Here is a 20,459-nt window from a genome sequence, read left to right as displayed (position 1 = left end):
ATTACGAAACCATTTTTACAAATTGTACCATTTCAACTTTCTTCATAATAAATCCCAAAAGATTGCAATCATCCAGATCATTCGGATATTCATAGGTGTTAAATTCTGCACCATGAAACTCTGCTAGTCTACAAGCCTGTACCGTGAACCCATCTTCATAATCAGAGTTTATGAAAAGAGTTGATTTCTTAGCAAACTCTGGTTTAAGGGCTATAAGCGTAGCTTCGGATACCGTTCCATTTGATTCAATCAAGTTAATGATTAATTCGTATTGATTCATAATCAATATTTCTTGCATCAGCATATTATTGAAAGGTTCAGGAAGACTGTTATCAGTAACGTCTTCTGCATACCTTACAAAGTGTCCAAGGCTTTCAAGCTCTTTTCTAATTTGCACTCTTTTATCTTGAAGTTTTCTTGTTTTTTCATCGCTAGATAATTCAACTATCTGTGGGCCGAACACTAAAATTGTAATTTTTGTGTCCTTAAGACCATCAGAAACAAGTTCTTTAACTGATTTCATATGTAATGTGACTTGGATTTGATCCTGCATTTACTAATTCATATTGAACACAGTTCAAACACCATATTTTAAATTCTAAATCGTTTATACTTTTTAATCGTTTTCTGAAATATATCAGTGATGTGATATCCTTCAACTTCTTTGATTAGTTTTTCTAACAAAACAAGACAAATCCTTATTTCTCATATTTTGAAACATCTATTATTAAAAAATCACCAATTTGATTGCCAATAATTATCTTTCGCCCATCCTTACTAAAGGAGGCGTATTCTGGATCAGATTTAAATTTCCATGGTAATACATCATTAAAGCTGACATCTCTTTGTAAATGATTTATTGATAAAGTAAGTGTATCGCTTTCACTGTCGAAATCGACTGCAATGTTATAAGCATCTGTTGAACCAAAATTAATCTGTCGTGCACCTAATTTTCCTTCTATGCCTTCCACATATCCATTGAAATTAACCACGTATGATCCGTCCAATCCTGTCAGTACTACCATATTGTTTTCATTACCTACAAATTGAATTTTATCAATTTGAGTTACTGTCCAAAAAGGGTCTACGGGAGAGTTAATAAATTCACCTTCGAAAAGTGTTTTATTTATCGCATGATTTGGGTCATTTAAAGGAATAACTAATAACTGTTCTGGGATGATTTCGCTATCCGAGTAGGATTCAGGTTCACCATATATCAAAATCAATCTATTCTTAGAAGTCGCCAATCCATGAATTTCAATATTAGAAAAATATGAGTCTATATCCGAAAAATTTGCAAATGGCACCTCAATTTGTTTTGAAGCTTCTTTATTTATAGTCAAGTCTACCTTAGAAATTTTTCCAATACTATCTCTAACCTCTTTACAAGTCATCCAGGCTGTTGAGTGGTCAGTTGCTATCCAACCTACAACCTCACATTTGCTATTTGTTTTTAGAGTTTCAATAGACACGTCCAAGGCATACTTAACGCGAAAAATTTTTCCTTTTTTAGTGATTGCAATGAGTTCCTTTAAATTATGGCTTACATTAAGATCAGCAATACCCTCAATGGGTTCTGGTAGTGTCCATTCTTTCCAAATGGTTGAATTAATATCATATATCATTAATCTATGTGTAGTAGCAACGGCAACTATTTTACCATTCGGGGAAATTGCCGTTTCCACAACTTTTTCTCTTTTCCAGAAGTCCTTGTGCTGATACAATTCTAAATACATATTTTGTGCCGATTCCTTCTCCTCCGCATCAATTTGCCAAATAGATTGCTCATCCGCTAAAAGAATAAATTTAGAATCGACAGTGTATTCAATATCAAATACAGGCTCAACCTGCATTTCTCCTAACGAAAGTCCGGTGTTTAGGTCAAATAGGAATATTCGTCCTTCATATGTTCCGGCAATTGCAGTACGACCATCTGGAGATTTAATAACTACATTGTCTACTAGTCGTCGCGAGTATTCATCAATGCCGTCATCAGGATGGAATTCGTACAAATTTTCATCTGAAGTTTGTAATTCAAACAGCCCTTTGCGAATGGCCATACGCGACGATGGGGTTGGGTCCAAAATCATCTCTTCAATCTCTCGCTTTCTAATGATTTCTGTGGAACCATCCATTAGTGAATATCGCTCATTATTATCTCCTCCTTTAAAAATGATATGTCCAGTTTCCTCAAACTCAAAAACATCATATTTAGACATGGAATATATATAAGACCCTATATCTGATCCAATGTTTTTGCTTATCAATTTGTCGCTGGTAGCAATATCGTATACCTCAAATGCGGACCAATCCAAAATAGTTTCTATGTCTGGATCTCCTCCAGGACTTTGATAATCATAAACAACTAATACCTGTTCCTTATTTTTAGATATCTTGATGAAGGAAGCAGCGCCGTTTATAGGTATTATTGGCGATGCATCAATTTGGCTAAAATCTCTTCTCATTTGAGCATGAAGTACAATAAGTGGATCCAGTTTTAACTCTTTAAGTTCACGAATCGCGCGATCAAACAAAATCTCTGCGTCATCTACCATCTTGGCTTGTAAACTTTCATTGCCTTGTCTAAAAACTTCAAATGCGCGCACAGTACTTAGCTCATATTGTCTAGTAACTAATTCATCATTAACTTTTGCCAAATTAGTTTGTGCGCTATGCAAATCCGATTGTGCGATTTGAAGATTTACACTTGCCGCTTTCAACGAGTCTTCTGTTTTGGAGAGTTCTACAGCCTTCGTTTCTAATTCCTGACGTGAACCGCTAAGTTCAGTTTTAGCATTATTTAATTCTTTATTTGCAGTCTCCATTTCATCCTGCGTGGCTTTAATTTTGAATGAAAAATAAGAGGAAAGGCCCATTAGAATTAGGGATAGAATAAAAACGAATATTGAAATTCTTCTTATTCTCTTTGATTTTTTAGTGAAATCTAATGACTTCTCAATTCTTTCTAGCACCTTTATAGAAGGTTGGCCGAGTTCTAAATTTTTAAAGTCTTCAGGACACATCGGCAAACCCTCGATTAGGTTGAACCATTTTACTTTTTCTATACTTCCATCAAATGAAATTGGAATTAGTGGTTTGTTCTTATTATGATTTAAAAAAAATGCTATTTCCTGTGCCACTGATTCCGATAATCCCGCTCCATTACTTCCAATAATTACCATGGAATTACTCATCTTAACAGAATTTCGAATTTTCAATGGAAGCTTTTTTCCGGGAGTAGTACTTTCCAATTGATCTAGATAACATTCATAGCCTTTGTCAATAAAGTATTTAGAAATATTGTATGAATAGTCTAAACCATCCTTTCGTGAATATGAAATAAAGATATCATGTCCGAATATCCACTTGTACAGTGATAATTTTGTAACATATTTAAATATGTTTTTCCCCAATTTTAATATTTAATAGTAAATATTTATTGTTTAGAATCTATTCCTTTTTTCAGTACCTAGATTTTACCATGTTTAAACCAATAAGCCATTAATTTCAAAAGAGGGAATATCTCTTTGAACATCATCTCCAAAATTCCTGATTTGGACCTCCTCCAGTCTTAAAATGGTAGGTTTAGTGTTCTCATGTCTATCAATTGCGTCTTGAAATTTTAACCTTGTAAGTTCTTCAATCAATGAAACTGGAACCTGATAGTTTTCATCTTCCTTAAATTCAAGGAATGGCTTTAAGGATGACGCTCTTTCTTCTATTTCAAAGTCTCTAAACCCGATTTCATCGATTAACTCATCCCTCTTTAGAGGATTAATTTGTCCCATCAAAAAACCAGCATAATAAAGATTATTATCTTCCTTTAAATAATAAATTATCTTCCAAAATAGTATGGGAATTTTGAATATTGAGCCATCATAAAGTTTTACTTTGAATTCTGGGTCACTTTTGTCTAAAACAGGGCCGGTAAAAACAGTCACTCTTGCTGGTTTTGGAACTCTGCCCTTAATTATTATTGCGTTCTCTAAATGCTTCCAGGGGCCATTGTTTAATGAGTCGTGCTGTGGTGATGCGTTTGGATAATAGAATGTACTTTCGGCGGCTTCTTGAGCTTTACCTTCATTTCCGTTGATATCCCACTGAACATCTTCTCTTTTGGTCATATGACCTTTTTCTATAGTCGCCGACTTTATAGTGTTGAATTGCTTGTAATCATTGGTGGTCAATTGTTCTTCCTTATTTATTCTGCGATCCCCTTTAAAATTTCCTTTTCTCTCTGCTTTTTTAAACTTTACACGATAAATATTACTAGCACTTAATATAGGAACCCTCCTGCTCTTACTTTGAATGACGCTGTAATAGATGTATTCTAGAATATCTAAACTTGTTTCATTATTTTTTGCAACATCATTACGATAAGCTGAATAATCTGGCATTCCAACCCTGAACCTTTCTCCCAAGAAATCATTGTCATATCCTTTCATAATTCTTGTTTATATCCTTCCCTCATTAACCAATCTCCAGTAGTGATGCCCTAATGGTGTTAATTTGCATGATTTTGAATTCATTGCAGCGAAATACATATATTGCTCATCAACTGGAACCACCAGTCCCACACTTTGCAGTTTTTGAAGATCCTTAAAAACAGATACGTTTTCCTTCTCTGAATATGGTGTTTTGATGGTAATCTTGCTGTTAGGATTGTTAGTGTCCTCATAGGAAGGATTCAGTTCATAATTGCTCAATGGTTCGGGGAAATATTCAGTTATTTTTCGTAACGTGCCGAGAGGAACTTGGGACACAATCGTTCTAAGTTTGACAAACTCTGTAACATTTGTTTTAAACACAGGTCTTTGCTCATGTGCGCTTAAGGCCTGATCTATATAAGCGTAGAGTCCACCAGGAGAGATGTGTCCTCTAATATCTGCTGCTCCACCTTTCAATCCTTCAATTAATAAATTTGTGAAAACTCCTCGGCCATTAATTTCCTTCGAAGGCTCATCTTTTCGAGATGAAGTGAGAATCGTTGTTCCAGAACTAATTGCAGTAACACTAGTATTCTGTGCGGGATCCGCGAACTTTCCGGATTTACAACAATCTAGAATGATAATCTTGTTACTTATTGGGGAATTATTGACGAAGTTTAAAATGTTATCCATAGAAATTCCCTCATCGTAACGTTGATGATCTGGCGTTACAATAAAGCCCCCTAGTTCATTGACATAACCGTGACCCGCAAAATAGAGAAGTCCCATGTCTGCATTCCTGCTAAAAAAATTAGAAATCTTTGTCAACAAATCTCCTTTTGACTTAGGGTTTAAAACCATGTCAATTTCAAAATTTGTAGAGTTATCCTTATCTCCGTTCACTTTTAAGAGTTTTGAGATACCTGTAGCATCATTTACTGCTCCTTTGAGTGGATGTGAAGGGTAATCGTTTATTCCAATTATTAATGCCTTTTTCATACTTAGAAATATTATAACTATGCAATTGAACCCAGCTTATGTAAATAATACATTTTAGTATTAGATGTTTTATTTGGTTCTAAATGTCTCCCGTTATTTGATTAGTTATTTAGTGCTTCAATTAACCACAAAGGCTTCTCATTGAATAATTTCCAATCCGCTTCTAAATGTTTGTACAAGTTGTCAATTTCACTATTATCCTTTATCGGTATACCTTTATCTTCTTTAAGTTTTAAGATGTAATCCATAAGTTCGTAACAAATGGTAAACTGACCTGCAGCAATTAAGGTTTCCATTCTGTTTTTAGCAATATCCGTTTTGTCCCACCATAATGTTGTTGGTGTTTCAGAAGCTGTTAAACAAACATTTTCAAGATTTTTGCTAGGCTCTGGCTTTATCTCTTTGTTATAATCCATCCCATTACTGTATTGAGCCATTTGACCATTTAATTTGTATACAGTCGCCGTTATACGCTTGTTATTCAATTCATCTTTCGAATAGAATAAGTCATAATTCAATCGCCGCATTTGTTTTAAAAAAACATCATTAATCATAGTCATTGCTGAAGTCAGTCGATCTGTCAGCATACGTTGAACCAAACTAATATCCAGTTTCTGAAATAATAAGATATCATCTAATAAGAGTTCTGGAATGTTTTTTTTGAAGAGTGTTTTTAACCTGGATAATATTGAAACTTTGATTACAGAAGCCACTAAACCAAATACTGTTAAAAGTATACCGAACCCCATAGTTACACTTCCTAGAATATAAAGACTCGTAAATGGGTTTGGACCAAAGATTAACATATCATTCAAAAGTATTACGAGTAGGCCAAGTAGCAGCATAATCCAATACAATGGCTTTATGGTAAAGTATTTCAGTATTTTATTCACAATAAGTTTTACAGTGGATCCTTTTCCAACCTTACTATCATCTTGTTCCCATGGTAGCATTTTATAACTTCCGACGTCATTCACAATAATTAAGTTCAATTCACCTTTCATACGATTATTTATTAGCATCATACTTCCAATGCCTTGATTGTCGGCTATACCCCCGTCCATAATCCCTACTCCATCTATAAAATCGTCTAATTGCTTTAGGTTTTTATAGGTGGGGTCTTTATGATTCTTAAAATAATCGTCAGGAAAAATTAGAGGTTCAAATCCAACAGGAAAACAAGATGATGAAGCTATGACATCACCTAGTTGTACTTTGTCTCGAATTGCATTAATTTCCTTTTGATTGTTTTTAAAAAGAGGGTTATTGCCAAAATATCCGGTATTTTGAAACCGATAGGTTAAACCAAAAGAAAAATCAGTAGCATTAAAACATACGTGTTCCAGTTGTTTAATTTCTCTAGCATTAAAGTTTTCAAATGAGCCCTGAAACAAAGACATTTCCGCATACGTCAAAGCAAATGCATTAATTAGAGATCGCTTCTTGTGAGGATTTTTTTTCCAAATACCGTCATCTCCCAGTTTGGCTAATGCAGATTCCAAAAGTGCATCATTTTTTGGTGTGAAAGTATTGTAGAATTCTTTAAAAAAGGATTTGAACTCATAATCCACAGATTGGACTGCATTTGCAAAACCCACTCCTGTCAGTGTTCCGCCGCTAACTGTACTTAATGCTTTTACAGATTCTAATAAAGTCTTGTCTTTGTAAAAGACATTATCCAAATAAGATAATACCCCTAATGCAAAAAAAGTTGCCCTATAACCGCCTCCACTAAAACAAAGACCTATGTTTTCAAAAGGTTCAAAATTTTGCGACATAAAAGTTTGTAGTATTTACTGTTCAATTCCATTAGTGTTTTAAATAGAAAAAATCACCCAATACTGGGTATTTTCAGTTAATTATCAGGGGGAAGGCAGAAGACAGTAAGTCAATAATTTGGAGTTCTCCAATATAGAAATTGACTGGCAGAATCCATTGTATAAAAACCTTAGAAATTCTGGGGTTTTTCTACAATTTTAGAAATCCCAATATCTTACCTCTAACCTTTGCGCATGGATCCTGTTTCAATTTTATAGCGTGCAGACTGTTAAGCGTGTAGTAAAATTGAAATAGGGCGCAACCTACTTTTGCTTTTGGTTTTTTGTCTGTACCGACCACCATTTTTCATAATCACGCTTAGCCTCTGGATATGCTTCAAAAAATGGGAGAATGGTCTGGATGGTCTCGCTCCTTCCCTTTAGATAGGCTTCTTTTTGATAGTCATTAACATTACTTATCTGAAGTAAGGCAAAACTCAAAACGGTTAAAGTGCATATTACGGTAGCATAAAAAAGACCCAATAACCATTTAGGGGTTATCTTCAATCTGTCCACCTTTTGTGCCAGCTGATTTGTGGCTATTCGCTGGCCTCTAAAGTGGTTATCTTGAATTTGTTTCAATCTTGAGATTTCCTCCCGTGTTCTTGATATACTCAACTGGGTTTTTGAATTGTTCAGTTCTCGGTCCAATTCCTCCAATTTCTTGATAGAATTTTTAAATCCTTCCAATTCCTCTGCCAATACTGCTGTGATCTCATCTAATTTTGCCATTGTTCCTATGTTTTAAAATCCTATATCTATTCCTCTTTTTAGGGTCTTCTTTATAGTATGTTTTGCTATTTTCAAGGCAAGGTTGGTGCTGAGTTCGGTCAACTTTCCAAATAATAAGATTGCCTCACCATGGTTTAGAGTGATACTTTGGGTTGTATTCTTCGAAAGCTCCAATGCCAATTTGCCCCCTGACATGGAACGGTGTACTTCGCTTCCTTTTAGATTATATCCATTGTACTCAAATCGGAAGCCCTGAAGTTTGTTCTGTTTGTTGATACTAGGGATGACTTTTACTTCTTCCAACTTCATCTGATGGATGTATTGGTCAAAATTTCGGGGTCTTTGTTCTTGCAGCACTTTTTGGTGGATGTTCTTTATTTGTTGGCGAATTTGTTTTAGCTCGTTTATTTTTTCTTGTTGTACATCCCTCACCGTGGTCAGTCCCATTTCTTTGGCTACCTGTGCTGCGGCTTGTTGGCTCCGTTTTCCGATATAGCTGTCATTGTAGGCTTTGCCATCAAATGAAATGCGATTCACATAGAGGTGTATATGTATATGCTGTTTGTCTCGATGGACAAAGGCTATGGCCTGTCTGTTTTCCAGTTTAATTTTTTGGATGAACTTTTGGGTCAGTTTGCTGAGTTGTTCTTTGTTGAGATGTTTGCCGTCCTCTATTGTTGGGCTCAGCACGAAACTTAGGGTGTTGTTCCCGCATCTACAGTTTTGGTCTTGAATAATCTTGAACTCTTGAGCAATTTCTATTGGTGTTTCTCCTATCAGATGCTCCTTATAGATAACTTCCGCTTCTTTTTCTTGGTTCCATCCGTAGGATATGGAAGCTGTTGTATACGATATGGATTTCCCCTTGCCAATCATTTCTTGAAATTGTACAAATGGTTTTTTATTTCTTTTGCCAATAGGGTCACTTCATCGGCCAGTTTTGGGTTTCTTTTTTTGAACATATTACCAATACGGATAAAATTGTTCTGATAACCGACCAACATTTTGTACATGGCAATCTGGTCTTCCGTGAGCCGTTCAATAATCCTATCATCAAAGGCAGCTCTTCGACAATATTCACTAAGAGAGAGCCCTGCTTTTCTTGCCTTGACTTTCAGCAGTTTCTGTTCATAGGTAGTACATCTGAACCGAACGGTTTTGCTCTTCATTTTTCCTCCTTTGCGACCATGGGGAGCAAAGCAAGATTGTTTTTGTGGCTACAAAAACACATCTTGAATTGCTTACTCAAACGGGTCAATAATTAGTTTTCTTTTTATTCTTAAATAGCTGCTTATTGAACTCTTGTTCCAGATATTCATCGGAGAGATTAGGCTTTCCCATAAGCCAAGCATCGATTACATCTTTATCAAAAAATTTCTGTCTAATATGCTTGTTGTTACCTGTTGGAATCAGTTTTAGTTGGGTGAGCTTGTAAATTTTACTTTTGGAAAGTCCTGTATATTTTGCAAGATCATCTACGTTCATAACCTTTTTGGTAGTGCCCAATAAATATTTGATATCTTCTAATAGCCTTGTAATTCTATTTTCTTCTTCCATGACCTTTGATTTTTATTGAAATCAAAGTAACCAACCATATGTAGGTAGATGAAAATGGAAGAAATTTTAACTCACAGAAGCGGTTGAAATTGAGGAATTACAAAGGATATTTCTGTATAATTGAGAATGCAGAAATAAATTCTTGGAGATTTTAAAGCCAAAAACAAATGTTGGACCTATGTTGTACCCATAAAAAGAAAAAAGCCTCACGATTACTCGAAAGGCTTGTGTTTACTGGGCTCCCCCTCTTGGGCTCGAACCAAGGACCCTCTGATTAACAGTCAGATGCTCTAACCAACTGAGCTAAGGAGGAATATTTTTATCCTAAGCGGGTGCAAATATAGTAGTTTCTTTACAACGTCCCAAAGAAAAAAAGTGGTTTTCTATTTAAAAAGCCATTTATACAAATCGTTGCCATTGGCAAACAACAAAAGTCCAATCAATAGGAAGAAACCGACCATTTGTGCATACTCCAAAAATTTGTCGCTGGGTTTTCTACCCGTGAACATTTCGTAGAGCAAGAACATTACATGGCCCCCATCCAAAGCTGGAATGGGCAAAATATTCATAAAGGCCAAAATAATGGAAATCAAGGCGGTGGTAGACCAAAACTTTGTCCAGTCCCAAGTGGGTGGAAACATGCCCCCTATGGCGGCAAAGCCTCCAACACCTTTATAAGCACCTGTGGACGGATTAAATATCTTTTTAAGCTGTTTGGCATAACTCGTCAACGTTTCCACTCCTTCGTTTATTCCTGCTGGAATGGCCTCCGCAAAAGTATATTTCTGCGTTTTCATTTTAAAAAGCCCTCTGCTTTCCAAATCCTCCAAAGTAAATCCTCCAATCTCTATCCCGAGCTTCGCTTCATCATTTACCTTTGCCACCAAATTTGCCGTGCTACCATCTTCCCGCTTTACCTTTATGTTGATCTGTTGTCCCTTGTTTGTCTCCAAAAGGGTCATCACTTGATCTCTAAAAACAGCTTCAGAACCATTTATGGTCAAAAACTCATCATTGGCCTTAAATCCGACATTTGCATTATGTGATCCTTCGGATACTTGGTTGACCACAAAAGGTGCGCGCAAGCTTAAAAACCTAACCTTCTCTTCATCTTCCAACAAGGTTGAAATAAAATCTACCGGAATTTCTTTTTCGATTTGTCTTCCATCCCGTTCTATGGTAATACTATTTCCATTGATGATTTCAATAAAGACTTTGCTGAATTTCTCTATTTTATTGCCATCAATCGCAATGATTTTATCTCCGGTCTGGATTCCAATTTTATCCCCAATTTCTTTTTCGGTCACCCATACCCCATCGCGTAGGCTATCCATTTGAATATACTGGTCTCCATAAGAATATGCCATACCGATATAAATGATCACCGCTAAAACAAAATTCACGGTAACCCCTCCTAGCATAATAATCAAGCGTTGCCAAGCTGGTTTGCTTCGGAACTCCCAAGGTTTTGGTTCTTCCTTCATTTGCTCGGTATCCATACTCTCATCGATCATTCCGGCTATCTTTACATAGCCTCCCAAGGGTAACCAACCGATTCCGTATACCGTTTCGCCTATTTTCTTTTTGAAAAGCGAATATTTCACATCAAAAAAGAGATAGAATTTTTCAACCCTTGTCTTAAATATCTTGGCAGGGATAAAATGTCCAAGTTCATGTAGTACAATCAACAAGGACAAACTAAGAAAGAATTGTATGATCTGTATTATAATGGGGCTCATTAGCTATAATCTGTTAAAACGCACAAAAGTAAACTTTTAGCCACTCATAAAAAAACAGCCTCTTTATCACATCTAGGATTTAAGAAAGATTTAGCACCAAAAAGTCATTTTTATCATGGTGAATCCGGTGTCCGTCTGTAATTTTGCAACCGGTGTTATCTTTTTTCTCAAAATATAAGTTCTTCGGAATTGTGTTGCTTGGACTATCTATAGTGATTATCTATCTGTTCTACAACGCCCTTCAACCCAAAAAAATGCTTCCCGTGTTCCAACCTTCCATGGTGGACCAATCATTGGTGGACAGCACCTTGCATTACAAAAGAAAGTACCACACCATTGCAGATTTCGATCTTGTAAATCAGAATGGGGAAAAGATTACGCAAGAAAATTATCAGGATAAAATCTACGTGGCGGATTTCTTCTTTACCACCTGCCCTACCATATGTCCTATAATGACAAAAAACATGGCGCAAATCCAAAATTCAATTTTGGAAGACCAAGATGTGCTCTTACTTTCCCATTCGGTTACCCCGGTAATCGATTCGGTACCGCAGTTGAAAAAATATGCGCTTGAAAAGGGCGTCAACGATAGTAAATGGAATTTGGTCACTGGCGATAAAAAACAGATTTATGAGCTGGCGAGAAAATCATACTTGGCGGTGAAAAATGATGGAGATGGCGGCCCCTATGATATGATCCACACCGAAAATTTTATTCTTGTTGACAAGGAACGTAGAATTCGAGGGTTTTATGATGGAACCAACAAAGAGGAAATAACCAAGTTACTTTCCGACTTGGAAATCCTAAAATCCAGTTACGAGGAATAACCCCACCTTTCAATGATATTTTGCAAAGGATATGTATTCTTTTTTACCTATTTTTGCTCTTACTTAAAATCAATCTAAATAAGATTTGTGATTACAGTTGCGGAATTGGAATATGGGCAGAAAGGGGTGATAAGAGAATTTTCAGATGATGTTCTTCCCATTAAACTACTGGAACTAGGATTTTTGCCTGGAAATATTGTTGAACTTGTTCAAGTAGCTCCTTTAAATGATCCCATCTATATCAATGTAAACGGTTGTCACATTGCCATACGACGGTCCCTTGCCAAGCAAATTGAAATTGATATCCAAGAAGATTCCACAACCTTATGAGCAAGACCATCAATGTTGCCTTGATCGGCAATCCCAACACGGGTAAAACTTCAGTTTTCAATGCGCTCACCGGCTTAAAGCAAAAGGTAGGTAACTATCCCGGCATTACCGTGGAGAAAAAGCAAGGAGTGTGCAAGCTTTCCCAGGATGTCAGGGCCCATATTCTCGATCTTCCGGGCACCTATAGTTTGAACACGACTTCCTTGGATGAAAGTGTTGTGGTGGAAGTCTTGCTCAACAAAAATGACAAGGACTACCCAGACGTGGCCGTTGTAGTAACCGATGTGGAAAACCTGAAACGGAACTTGCTTCTTTTTACCCAAATAAAAGATCTTGGAATTCCGACCATTTTGGTCATCAATATGGCTGACCGTATGTCGAGAAAGGGCATTTCTTTGGATATAGCGGAGTTGGAAAAAAAGCTCGATACCAAGATTGCATTGGTCAGCACCCGAAAAAAGAATGGTATTGGTCGCATAAAAGAACTTATCGCGGATTACGCGTCTTTGTCCACCAATCCGAATGTGGATACTTCAAGGATTTCACCGGAGTATTTTTCCCGCTTGCAAAAAGCTTTTCCGAACGAGGATCTGTACAAACTTTGGTTGGTCATTACCCAGGACGTCAATTTCACACATATTGAAAAGAAGCGCATAGAAGATGCGACCTCCTTTTCAACAAAATCCAAAACAGAGCTCAAAAAATTACAGCATAAAGAAACTGTTCTGCGCTATCAGTTCATCAATAACACCTTAAAAGACACCTATAAAGTAGACTTTCAGGCGGCCAAGGGTCTGAGAGCTTCCTTAGACAGGATTTTGACCCATAAGGTATTTGGGTATGTCATATTCTTTGGGATACTACTTTTGATTTTCCAAGCAATCTTTGATTGGAGTACCTACCCCATGGATTTTATCGATGAGCAATTTGCCATGGCAAGTGAATGGTTGAAAAATACCTTGCCTCCAGGTGTTTTTACCGACTTATTGGCCGAAGGTATCTTGGCAGGCATTGGTGGGATAGTAATTTTCATTCCACAAATCGCTTTCTTGTTCCTTTTCATTTCGTTATTGGAAGAATCGGGATATATGAGTAGGGTAGTTTTTTTAATGGATAGATTGATGCGCCCGTTTGGACTAAGCGGGAAGAGTGTGGTACCATTGATTTCTGGAACTGCTTGTGCCATTCCGGCCGTCATGGCCACCCGAACCATAGAAAGCTGGAAAGAGCGATTGATTACCATATTGGTCACCCCCTTTACCACCTGCTCCGCAAGACTTCCGGTCTATCTCATTTTGATTGCACTGGTAATCCCGGACGGCAGATTCTTGGGGTTGAGCTTTCAGGCCCTAACCTTAATGCTGCTTTATCTCATCGGATTTGGAATGGCCCTTTTTGCAGCCATGGTCTTGAACAAAATCCTGAAAATTAGAAGTCGTTCCCTATTTATGGCTGAAATGCCGACCTACCGATTGCCCTTGCTTAGAAATGTGGCCTATACGGTTTTGGAAAAAACCAAAAGCTTTGTATTTGGGGCCGGAAAAATCATTTTGGCCATCTCAATCGTTCTGTGGTTTTTGGGTTCGAATGGTATTTCAGAGGATTTTAAGAATGCTGAGAGCATCGTCAACAATCGTATAGCGGAACAAGGGTTGACCCCGTACAGCAAAAATTACATTCAAAATAATCTTGATGCCTACGCTGAGGAAACAAAACAAGATTCCATTCGGATAATGACCCCAATATTAAAGGAAAGGGCCAAAGCTCAAGAAATTGCCAGTTACAAACTAGAGCATTCCTATATCGGCTACGCCGGTAAGGCCATTGAACCTGTTGTTAAACCTTTGGGTTACGACTGGAAAATTGGGATTGCGGTACTGACCTCCTTTGCAGCCCGTGAAGTCTTTGTTGGGACATTGGCAACCATTTATAGTGTCGGCAGTGATGAGGAGGAGACTATAAAAAATAGAATGGCCGCCGAATTGGATTCTTCTGGGAAAAAGCCACTCTTCAATTTGGCCTCAGGTATTTCCTTGATGTTATTTTATGCTTTTGCCATGCAATGCATGAGCACATTGGCCATTGTAAAACGCGAAACCAACACCTGGAAATGGCCCTTGCTTCAACTCCTGTTTATGAGTGTTTTTGCGTATCTTGTAGCATTGACCGCTTTTCAAATCCTTAAGTAATGGAGATTCTTCAGCAAATTCTTGTCTATATCACCCTGGCCTTGGCCATAGGGTATTTAGTTTGGAAGTTTGTTCTCCCCAAATCCTTGGTCAAGGGAAAAAAGAGTGCATCCAAAGCCTGCGGACAAGATGGATGCGGCTGTGACTGACCATATTTAGTATCTTAATCTTTATATTTCCCCTCAATGGAAGAAAAAATAGAATTTTTTTACTTCCGCTGTAACCTTTTTGTATTTCCTGACTATATAAAGTAACACACCAACTAAAAACATCTTTTGAAAGAGCTTTCAGATGAAATAATAATGCAGAAAGTTGCCGATGGCAATCTTGATTTGCTCAAGGTTCTATTCAATAGATACCATAAACACGTGTACAACTATTTATATAAAATGAGCGGAGATCAAATGTTGAGCGAGGATCTGACACAGGATGTTTTTTACAAGTTGATCAAGTATAGAAACTCTTACCGAAATGGGTCATTTGTTTCATGGTTGTTCACCATTGCCAGAAACAATTTAAAAAGTCATTTCAGAAGGGATGCCAAGAACCATGAGGACATCAGCGTACTTGATTATACATCGGTGGAACAAATGGGAGACAAACAGGAAGATTATTCCCATTTACAAAATGCGCTGAACAAACTGAATGCAGAAGATAGGGAGATGGTCATTTTGAATAGGTTTCAGGAAATACGATATGAGGAACTGGCCGAAATTATGGACAGTACCCCAGGAGCAGTAAAAACAAGGGTTTGCCGCATCTTGAAAAAACTAAAAGGATATTATTTAGAAAGTATATAATCATGAAGAAAGAACATGTTTCAGATTTACTTCCAGAATATTTGGACAATGTTTTGCCAAAGGCAAAGGTCATTGAGGTAGAAGAGCATTTGTCGGACTGTGCTGTGTGTCAAAAAGAATTGGAAGAACTTCAAACACTTTTCAAAGCCTTTGCCAATGAACCAACGGTTGTTCCTTCGGACAAGCTTCGTTCAAAATTTGAAGAAGCTTTGGAAATTGAAAAAGCAGGCACAACCAAGGTGGTTTCACTTTCCGCGGAACGTAGAAAATCCTCATGGGCTTCGAACATGCTCAAAGTTGCCGCCAGTATCGCACTATTGGTAGGTTCATTCCAAATGGGCAGTGTTTTTCAGCAAAGAAAAGGGAATGAAGATTTGGCATTTGCGAAGAACGAGAGCCTACAATTAAAACAAACGGCCATGCTTTCCCTAATGGAAAACCAATCGGCCAGTAAGCGTATCCAGGGGGTGAACTATATAGAGGAATTTCCAAATCCGGATGAAGCCATCGTAAAGGCGCTCACCAATAGGTTGCTACAAGATGAGAATGACAATGTAAGATTGAATGCCTTTGAAGCGCTTTCAAAGTTTACGTCCTCGGAAACGGTGAAGACCGCTTTTATAGAAGCTCTTGGAACGGAGAAAAATCCGAGTATCCAAATTGCCATCATTCAGGCCTTGGTGCAGATCCAGGAGAAGAAAGCTATTGGTCCCATGCAAAAATTGCTCGAAAGGGAGGACACCCAGCCCTTTATCAAAAATGAAATCAAACAAGGATTACCAAAAATTATATAAACATCAAAAAACGAAAATCATGAAAAAAGTAACAATTCTTTTAATCGCACTTGTCTTTTGTGCAGTCACTACAGCCCAAAAGGACTATACCAAATCTTTAAATGGTATTGAATGGGTGAAAATTGAATCCAAATCGGACATTACCCTAAAAACCTACAATGCTAATGAGCTCTTGATCAAAGGGAGTAGAAGCACCAAAGTCTCCGAAAAAGCCAAGGGTCTAAAACTGGTTGGCGAAGGTGGCCCAGACAACACCGATGTAGGGTTTTATGTAGTGCAAGATGGAAACACGCTGATCGTAAAAAGTCTGAGAAAAGCGGAAGGTGCCGAAATATACCTGCCCAAAACCCAAAATGTATCCGTAAAAAGTACTTGGTCCGGAGATATCGATATTGATGGTTTTTCGGGGGAAATTGAAGCTGATGCCCAACTTAATGGTAGTGTACAGATAACCAATGTCAATGGCCCTGTGACCGCAAATGCGCTTAACGGAGAGATTACCGTAGAGTTTGGAACTGTAAAACAAGATTCCCCTATTTCCATCTACACAACAAACGGCGCAGTGGATGTCACTCTTCCTGGAGCTACTCCCGCGGACTTGACCATGGGTTCCACAAACGGGGACATTTACACCAATTTTGATATCAAAAGAGAGGAAAAAGACGGATTAAAGTCCATCTCCGGAAAAAAAGTTAGAAGTATCATTAATGGCGGGGGTGTGGACATTTCCCTGAAATCAACCAACGGAAATATTTATCTAAGAAAACAATAAGCAAATCAACACCTGTGCTGAGCATTGTCGAAGCATCAAAAAACGAACAGTCATGAAAAATTTAGTAACCCTCCTAGTATTAGGACTCATCTGCGCATCATTGCATGCCCAAAAAGTTATTGAGAAGAACATAAACTACAACAATCAAATTATAGATGTGGAAGTAAAATTTGCATCAGATATCGAGGTGAAGACCTGGGATAAATCGACGGTCTATTTTAAAGCCGATATCAATACCGATGAAGGGAAGTATCTAGAATTGTACAAACTCAATGTAAAGGAAGGTAATGGTCTTATCAGTATTGCATCCGAAACGGATGATATTTTCAAGGCTTTTCATGACGAGTGGGACAAAAAACGCTCAAAAGATGGCCGGAAACATTATTATACAAGCAATATGTACGAATTTAATTATGTTCTTTACGTGCCCAAAGACTCTAATTTTTCGGTAAGCAGTATCAATGGTGACTTAAAATCGGACATAATAGAAGGGGATTTTAGTGCGGATTTGATCAATGGTAATATCGATATCAAAAAATACGATGGCAACCTTGATCTAAAAACCATAAACGGAGAGATTGATTTGGTCGTGACCAATTCACGACTGACTGCGGAAACCATCCATGGAAACATCTACGCAGATGAAAACTTGAAACTAAAGGTAACCGACCGTCATGTTGGCCAAAAAGTGGAAGGAAGTTTTAACGGTGCCTCCAACCGACTTCGATTAAACACGATTAACGGCAACATGTACCTAAGGTTATAGACCATGCCAAAAACCTATCTTCTTTTACTCGGCTTTGTCTTTATGACATGCTCCTGTAAAAAGGAAAATCACCTCAGCCAAATTCAAGAGTCTTTTCATGCAGATTCTTTGAGTTTGGTGGGGATGATTCAAGATCGCGAGAAGGCCATGATTACTAAAAACATTGATTTGGTAATGCCCCAGTTTTCTGAGGATGCCACATGGATAAACTCCCAAGGCTACTTTTTTGAAGGAAAAAAAGAACTCGAAAAATTCCATATCATGTTCGCCGAAAACGATTCTTTGGACTACTATTATAAAATTGGTGATCCCAAAATACGTTTTTTGGACTCCAAAAATGCCCTCGCTTATTATTCATGGAAAATGTTCTGGATCAAAAAAGAAAATCCAGCGGATACCACTTTCAAGGAGATTGGATTAATGACCTTAAACGCACAAAAACAGAACATGGAATGGAAATGGGTCGCTGTTACCAATCAGCATACGCCTTGGTTTTATGATAAAATAGAGCCCGTTTTTGTTGAATAGTGCTTTACAACATGGTTGCTATAAACGAGTACAGGAGCAATGCCCATCCTATCACCAACAATAACCCTCCTATGGGAGTTATGGGGCCAAGAAAACGAAGTTTTTTGCCGCTGGCGGCACTCATGCACAATCCATAAATACTGAAAGAAAAAAGCAGGGTGCCAAAAACAAAGCAGTTGACAATGTACTTTTCAAGGGGTTGGTCAAATCCAAAATTGTAGGCCAATATCAACAGGACAATAGCATGGTACATTTGATATCTGACTCCGGTTTCAAAACTTTGCAATTGATCCGGGGTCAATTTCTTTTTTAAGGCATGGGCGCCAAAAGCGCCAAACACAACAGCCAGCAGACCATAAAGGCCTCCCATAAATTGGGCCAACAATATTGTTTCCATGATTGTGCTAGTAAATTGAGCGGTTAGAGCTCAATGTCGATTTCATAGTCTGAAGTTACACTAAAAACGCATTCCCTGTATTTGGGCGGACCAAAGGTTTTCATTTTTCCCTTTGAAAAGGCAACTTTTTCGGTGGGAATACCCAACCAATTTGTATCCAATTCATCGTTGGCGTTTTCATCATGGAAAACAGCCAGGGCATAGTCTCCGGAAGGCATATCTTCAATTTTCAAGGCAACAACTCCCTCGTGTGCTTCAGCAGAACCCGTTTTTACAACTTTGTCAAACTTTAAAAAAGCCTCGTCCGAATCATAAACGGCAACATTTATTTTCCCTTCTTGCGATGGAACATTGTGTACTTTAACCGAAATGGTATTTTGTGAAAACAGCAATATGGGGAAAAGGAAAGTGCAAAGCGCAAGTGTTCTCATGGTAAAACAGGGACAAGATTATTTTTCTTAAACATATACGAGATCAAAACTAGTTTGGGTTTTGGAGTTTTGCCAATAATTCCTCATTTAAAAGCTGAAATACGTTTTGCGTTTCCAAGCTATCCTTAAAATTAAGAAACACTTTAAGAGAATCTCCATGCACCAATCGAATTTTTTGTTGCCTTAGGTCATCGACAAAAACATATACCTTGGTTTCCGTTAGAGAGTCTTTAAAAACTCCTTTTTCCTTGGCTTCCCAAGAAAAGCCATTGGACCTTTCCATTTCGGGGATTTTATCGACAAACTCGATACTATCAATTTCTGAAATTGGGATTTTCTGGTAGTAAATTCCAGATAGGATCTTTAGTTCCCCTTCTTCAATCTTGTGCCAATTTTTGTAATGGATTACAAAAGCAAAAACACAAACGATCAGCGTAAGAACAATAAGCAGATTCCAAAACCAGTGTCTTTTTTTCATCTTAGACGACATATCATGTCCTAAAAGGATAACGTAATATCCCTGTTAAAATTTTCTAGCCCTAAAATCAGGCTAGGCTTTCATCAACTAAAGTAGATGTTCAAAAATAACATGCTATCCATATAAATATGGGCCAAAATGAGAATATTCAGTTTTTTTCTGAGTAGAACATAGCTTGTCGCCAAGGCCATCCCCATAAAAAGTGTTTGGACCACTCCGATGGCGCCCCATTTGTAATGGGCAAGTCCGAACAAAATGGAGCTGAATAGAATTGCGATGACATTCCTTGCTTTTGTACCATTGAATAGCCACGCCAATCTATTGATTAGAAATCCACGGTAAATAAATTCCTCCCCAAAAGAGGAGATAATGTAAACCCCAATCAAGGATAAGACAAAGATTCCGGGATTGTTCTTCAAATACTCGTAACCGGAAACATCGATTTGAGCATCTACCGGAAAAAACAATGTTCCCACCTTATGTCCCAATCCAAACAAGATCAAGGTAATTACTAAAACCAAAATCGACCATAAAAAGGTCTTCAGTAGTCCCTTTGCATTTCCGAAACGAAGGGAAATTCCAAAATCCTTCCAGTTTTCACCTCTTAGCCATAATCCAATTGAAATCAATACGATCATAATGGCATTGGCCAACCATACCACTCCCTGCTCGGCAAACTGATTTCCTTTTACCCAAGGAGATACCACTGCCATAAAGAGCAGAGCTAAGCCAAAAACCAAAAGTATTTCTGCAATAATGGCAATTTTATTTTGATGCAATAACCTTCCAAGTTTGTTTTTGTAGTTGTTTTCCATGATCCAAAGAATTTGATTTGAACCAAAGCTATTGAGAAGGAATTGCCTTATGGTTTTACTT

At 37.6% G+C, this 20,459-nt stretch carries 23 protein-coding genes and 1 tRNA gene; 9 read left to right on the top strand and 15 right to left on the bottom strand.

What is annotated here, in order from left to right; genetic code table 11:
* Position 1 precedes the first annotated feature (1 nt).
* The 11 genes from ACULLH_RS03145 to rseP form a co-directional block, all read right to left on the bottom strand.
* Positions 2–523 carry a hypothetical protein gene (locus tag ACULLH_RS03145; protein WP_454087273.1) on the bottom strand — a complete coding sequence of 174 codons (522 nt, stop codon included), beginning with the start codon at positions 521–523 and terminating at the stop codon, positions 2–4.
* Positions 524–698: 175 nt separating this feature from the next.
* On the bottom strand, positions 699–3,413 hold the full coding sequence (locus tag ACULLH_RS03140) for a TIR domain-containing protein (RefSeq protein ID WP_454087272.1): 2,715 nt from the start codon (positions 3,411–3,413) through the stop codon (positions 699–701).
* Positions 3,414–3,485: 72 nt separating this feature from the next.
* Entirely contained in the window at positions 3,486–4,445 is a 960-nt protein-coding gene (locus ACULLH_RS03135; RefSeq protein WP_454087271.1) for a DNA/RNA non-specific endonuclease, read from the bottom strand.
* 9 nt (positions 4,446–4,454) lie between these two features.
* Positions 4,455–5,426 carry a caspase family protein gene (locus ACULLH_RS03130; RefSeq protein ID WP_454087270.1) on the bottom strand — a complete coding sequence of 324 codons (972 nt, stop codon included), beginning with the start codon at positions 5,424–5,426 and terminating at the stop codon, positions 4,455–4,457.
* Positions 5,427–5,527: 101 nt separating this feature from the next.
* The gene (locus tag ACULLH_RS03125; RefSeq protein WP_454087269.1) at positions 5,528–7,204 is read right to left on the bottom strand and encodes a patatin-like phospholipase family protein; all 1,677 of its coding nucleotides are present in this window, start codon (positions 7,202–7,204) and stop codon (positions 5,528–5,530) included.
* Positions 7,205–7,507: 303 nt separating this feature from the next.
* Positions 7,508–7,975 (bottom strand): DUF6730 family protein, encoded by a 468-nt coding sequence (locus tag ACULLH_RS03120; protein WP_454087268.1) that lies wholly within the window; start codon positions 7,973–7,975, stop codon positions 7,508–7,510.
* Between the two features lie 12 nt (positions 7,976–7,987).
* Positions 7,988–8,851, bottom strand: coding sequence for a relaxase/mobilization nuclease domain-containing protein (locus ACULLH_RS03115; protein WP_454087267.1), 864 nt, complete (start codon positions 8,849–8,851; stop codon positions 7,988–7,990).
* Positions 8,848–9,144, bottom strand: coding sequence for a mobilization protein MbpA (mbpA, locus tag ACULLH_RS03110; protein WP_454087266.1), 297 nt, complete (start codon positions 9,142–9,144; stop codon positions 8,848–8,850). The genes ACULLH_RS03115 and mbpA overlap by 4 nt, the downstream gene beginning before the upstream one ends.
* Positions 9,145–9,229: 85 nt before the next feature.
* Positions 9,230–9,532, bottom strand: a complete 303-nt coding sequence (locus ACULLH_RS03105) for a helix-turn-helix transcriptional regulator (protein WP_454087265.1) — start codon at positions 9,530–9,532, stop codon at positions 9,230–9,232.
* A gap of 239 nt (positions 9,533–9,771) precedes the next feature.
* Positions 9,772–9,845, bottom strand: a tRNA-Asn gene (locus ACULLH_RS03100).
* A 70-nt stretch (positions 9,846–9,915) separates the two neighbouring features.
* Positions 9,916–11,271, bottom strand: coding sequence for an RIP metalloprotease RseP (gene rseP, locus ACULLH_RS03095; protein ID WP_454087264.1), 1,356 nt, complete (start codon positions 11,269–11,271; stop codon positions 9,916–9,918).
* Positions 11,272–11,423: 152 nt separating this feature from the next.
* Between rseP and ACULLH_RS03090 the strand changes: the two genes are divergently transcribed.
* The 9 genes from ACULLH_RS03090 (at position 11,424) to ACULLH_RS03050 (ending at position 18,277) form a co-directional block, all read left to right on the top strand.
* Positions 11,424–12,098 (top strand): SCO family protein, encoded by a 675-nt coding sequence (locus ACULLH_RS03090; RefSeq protein ID WP_454087263.1) that lies wholly within the window; start codon positions 11,424–11,426, stop codon positions 12,096–12,098.
* A gap of 87 nt (positions 12,099–12,185) precedes the next feature.
* A complete protein-coding gene (locus ACULLH_RS03085; RefSeq protein WP_454087262.1) occupies positions 12,186–12,428 on the top strand; it encodes a FeoA family protein in 243 nt (80 codons plus the stop codon).
* Entirely contained in the window at positions 12,425–14,617 is a 2,193-nt protein-coding gene (feoB, locus tag ACULLH_RS03080; protein ID WP_454087261.1) for a ferrous iron transport protein B, read from the top strand. Before ACULLH_RS03085 ends, feoB begins: the two co-directional genes overlap by 4 nt.
* Complete coding sequence (locus ACULLH_RS03075; protein ID WP_454087260.1) at positions 14,617–14,766, top strand: hypothetical protein; 150 nt, start codon at positions 14,617–14,619, stop codon at positions 14,764–14,766. Before feoB ends, ACULLH_RS03075 begins: the two co-directional genes overlap by 1 nt.
* Before the next feature lie 126 nt (positions 14,767–14,892).
* Complete coding sequence (locus ACULLH_RS03070; RefSeq protein ID WP_454087259.1) at positions 14,893–15,417, top strand: RNA polymerase sigma factor; 525 nt, start codon at positions 14,893–14,895, stop codon at positions 15,415–15,417.
* A 2-nt stretch (positions 15,418–15,419) separates the two neighbouring features.
* A complete protein-coding gene (locus ACULLH_RS03065; protein WP_454087258.1) occupies positions 15,420–16,211 on the top strand; it encodes a HEAT repeat domain-containing protein in 792 nt (263 codons plus the stop codon).
* A 19-nt stretch (positions 16,212–16,230) separates the two neighbouring features.
* On the top strand, positions 16,231–16,983 hold the full coding sequence (locus ACULLH_RS03060; RefSeq protein ID WP_454087257.1) for a DUF4097 family beta strand repeat-containing protein: 753 nt from the start codon (positions 16,231–16,233) through the stop codon (positions 16,981–16,983).
* A gap of 52 nt (positions 16,984–17,035) precedes the next feature.
* Entirely contained in the window at positions 17,036–17,749 is a 714-nt protein-coding gene (locus ACULLH_RS03055; protein WP_454087256.1) for a hypothetical protein, read from the top strand.
* A 3-nt stretch (positions 17,750–17,752) separates the two neighbouring features.
* Positions 17,753–18,277 carry a nuclear transport factor 2 family protein gene (locus tag ACULLH_RS03050; RefSeq protein ID WP_454087255.1) on the top strand — a complete coding sequence of 175 codons (525 nt, stop codon included), beginning with the start codon at positions 17,753–17,755 and terminating at the stop codon, positions 18,275–18,277.
* 4 nt (positions 18,278–18,281) lie between these two features.
* Here ACULLH_RS03050 and ACULLH_RS03045 read toward each other — a convergent pair whose 3' ends face one another.
* The 4 genes from ACULLH_RS03045 to ACULLH_RS03030 all read right to left on the bottom strand — a co-directional run bounded on the left by ACULLH_RS03045 (position 18,282) and on the right by ACULLH_RS03030 (position 20,398).
* The gene (locus ACULLH_RS03045; RefSeq protein WP_454087254.1) at positions 18,282–18,674 is read right to left on the bottom strand and encodes a DUF423 domain-containing protein; all 393 of its coding nucleotides are present in this window, start codon (positions 18,672–18,674) and stop codon (positions 18,282–18,284) included.
* Positions 18,675–18,697: 23 nt separating this feature from the next.
* On the bottom strand, positions 18,698–19,105 hold the full coding sequence (locus ACULLH_RS03040) for a DUF2141 domain-containing protein (protein WP_454087253.1): 408 nt from the start codon (positions 19,103–19,105) through the stop codon (positions 18,698–18,700).
* Between the two features lie 49 nt (positions 19,106–19,154).
* Positions 19,155–19,583: a hypothetical protein gene (locus ACULLH_RS03035; protein ID WP_454087252.1), complete on the bottom strand. Its 429-nt coding sequence runs from the start codon at positions 19,581–19,583 to the stop codon at positions 19,155–19,157.
* Positions 19,584–19,666: 83 nt separating this feature from the next.
* Positions 19,667–20,398 (bottom strand): CPBP family intramembrane glutamic endopeptidase, encoded by a 732-nt coding sequence (locus ACULLH_RS03030; protein ID WP_454087251.1) that lies wholly within the window; start codon positions 20,396–20,398, stop codon positions 19,667–19,669.
* Positions 20,399–20,459: the final 61 nt, after the last annotated feature.

Source organism: Flagellimonas sp. 2504JD4-2 (assembly GCF_053642935.1).
The sequence above is the reverse complement of the archived record's forward strand: the minus strand, read 5'-3'. Positions and strand labels throughout refer to the sequence as shown.

Bases quoted from the DNA above. Each gene is read 5' to 3' on its own strand.
- ACULLH_RS03145 (WP_454087273.1), bottom strand. From the start codon at position 523: ATGAAATCAGTTAAAGAACTTGTTTCTGATGGTCTTAAGGACACAAAA.
- ACULLH_RS03135 (WP_454087271.1), bottom strand. From the start codon at position 4,445: ATGAAAGGATATGACAATGATTTCTTGGGAGAAAGGTTCAGGGTTGGA.
- ACULLH_RS03130 (WP_454087270.1), bottom strand. From the start codon at position 5,426: ATGAAAAAGGCATTAATAATTGGAATAAACGATTACCCTTCACATCCA.
- ACULLH_RS03125 (WP_454087269.1), bottom strand. From the start codon at position 7,204: ATGTCGCAAAATTTTGAACCTTTTGAAAACATAGGTCTTTGTTTTAGT.
- ACULLH_RS03120 (WP_454087268.1), bottom strand. From the start codon at position 7,975: ATGGCAAAATTAGATGAGATCACAGCAGTATTGGCAGAGGAATTGGAA.
- ACULLH_RS03115 (WP_454087267.1), bottom strand. From the start codon at position 8,851: ATGATTGGCAAGGGGAAATCCATATCGTATACAACAGCTTCCATATCC.
- mbpA (WP_454087266.1), bottom strand. From the start codon at position 9,144: ATGAAGAGCAAAACCGTTCGGTTCAGATGTACTACCTATGAACAGAAA.
- ACULLH_RS03105 (WP_454087265.1), bottom strand. From the start codon at position 9,532: ATGGAAGAAGAAAATAGAATTACAAGGCTATTAGAAGATATCAAATAT.
- rseP (WP_454087264.1), bottom strand. From the start codon at position 11,271: ATGAGCCCCATTATAATACAGATCATACAATTCTTTCTTAGTTTGTCC.
- feoB (WP_454087261.1), top strand. From the start codon at position 12,425: ATGAGCAAGACCATCAATGTTGCCTTGATCGGCAATCCCAACACGGGT.
- ACULLH_RS03075 (WP_454087260.1), top strand. From the start codon at position 14,617: ATGGAGATTCTTCAGCAAATTCTTGTCTATATCACCCTGGCCTTGGCC.
- ACULLH_RS03065 (WP_454087258.1), top strand. From the start codon at position 15,420: ATGAAGAAAGAACATGTTTCAGATTTACTTCCAGAATATTTGGACAAT.
- ACULLH_RS03060 (WP_454087257.1), top strand. From the start codon at position 16,231: ATGAAAAAAGTAACAATTCTTTTAATCGCACTTGTCTTTTGTGCAGTC.
- ACULLH_RS03055 (WP_454087256.1), top strand. From the start codon at position 17,036: ATGAAAAATTTAGTAACCCTCCTAGTATTAGGACTCATCTGCGCATCA.
- ACULLH_RS03050 (WP_454087255.1), top strand. From the start codon at position 17,753: ATGCCAAAAACCTATCTTCTTTTACTCGGCTTTGTCTTTATGACATGC.
- ACULLH_RS03045 (WP_454087254.1), bottom strand. From the start codon at position 18,674: ATGGAAACAATATTGTTGGCCCAATTTATGGGAGGCCTTTATGGTCTG.
- ACULLH_RS03040 (WP_454087253.1), bottom strand. From the start codon at position 19,105: ATGAGAACACTTGCGCTTTGCACTTTCCTTTTCCCCATATTGCTGTTT.
- ACULLH_RS03035 (WP_454087252.1), bottom strand. From the start codon at position 19,583: ATGAAAAAAAGACACTGGTTTTGGAATCTGCTTATTGTTCTTACGCTG.
- ACULLH_RS03030 (WP_454087251.1), bottom strand. From the start codon at position 20,398: ATGGAAAACAACTACAAAAACAAACTTGGAAGGTTATTGCATCAAAAT.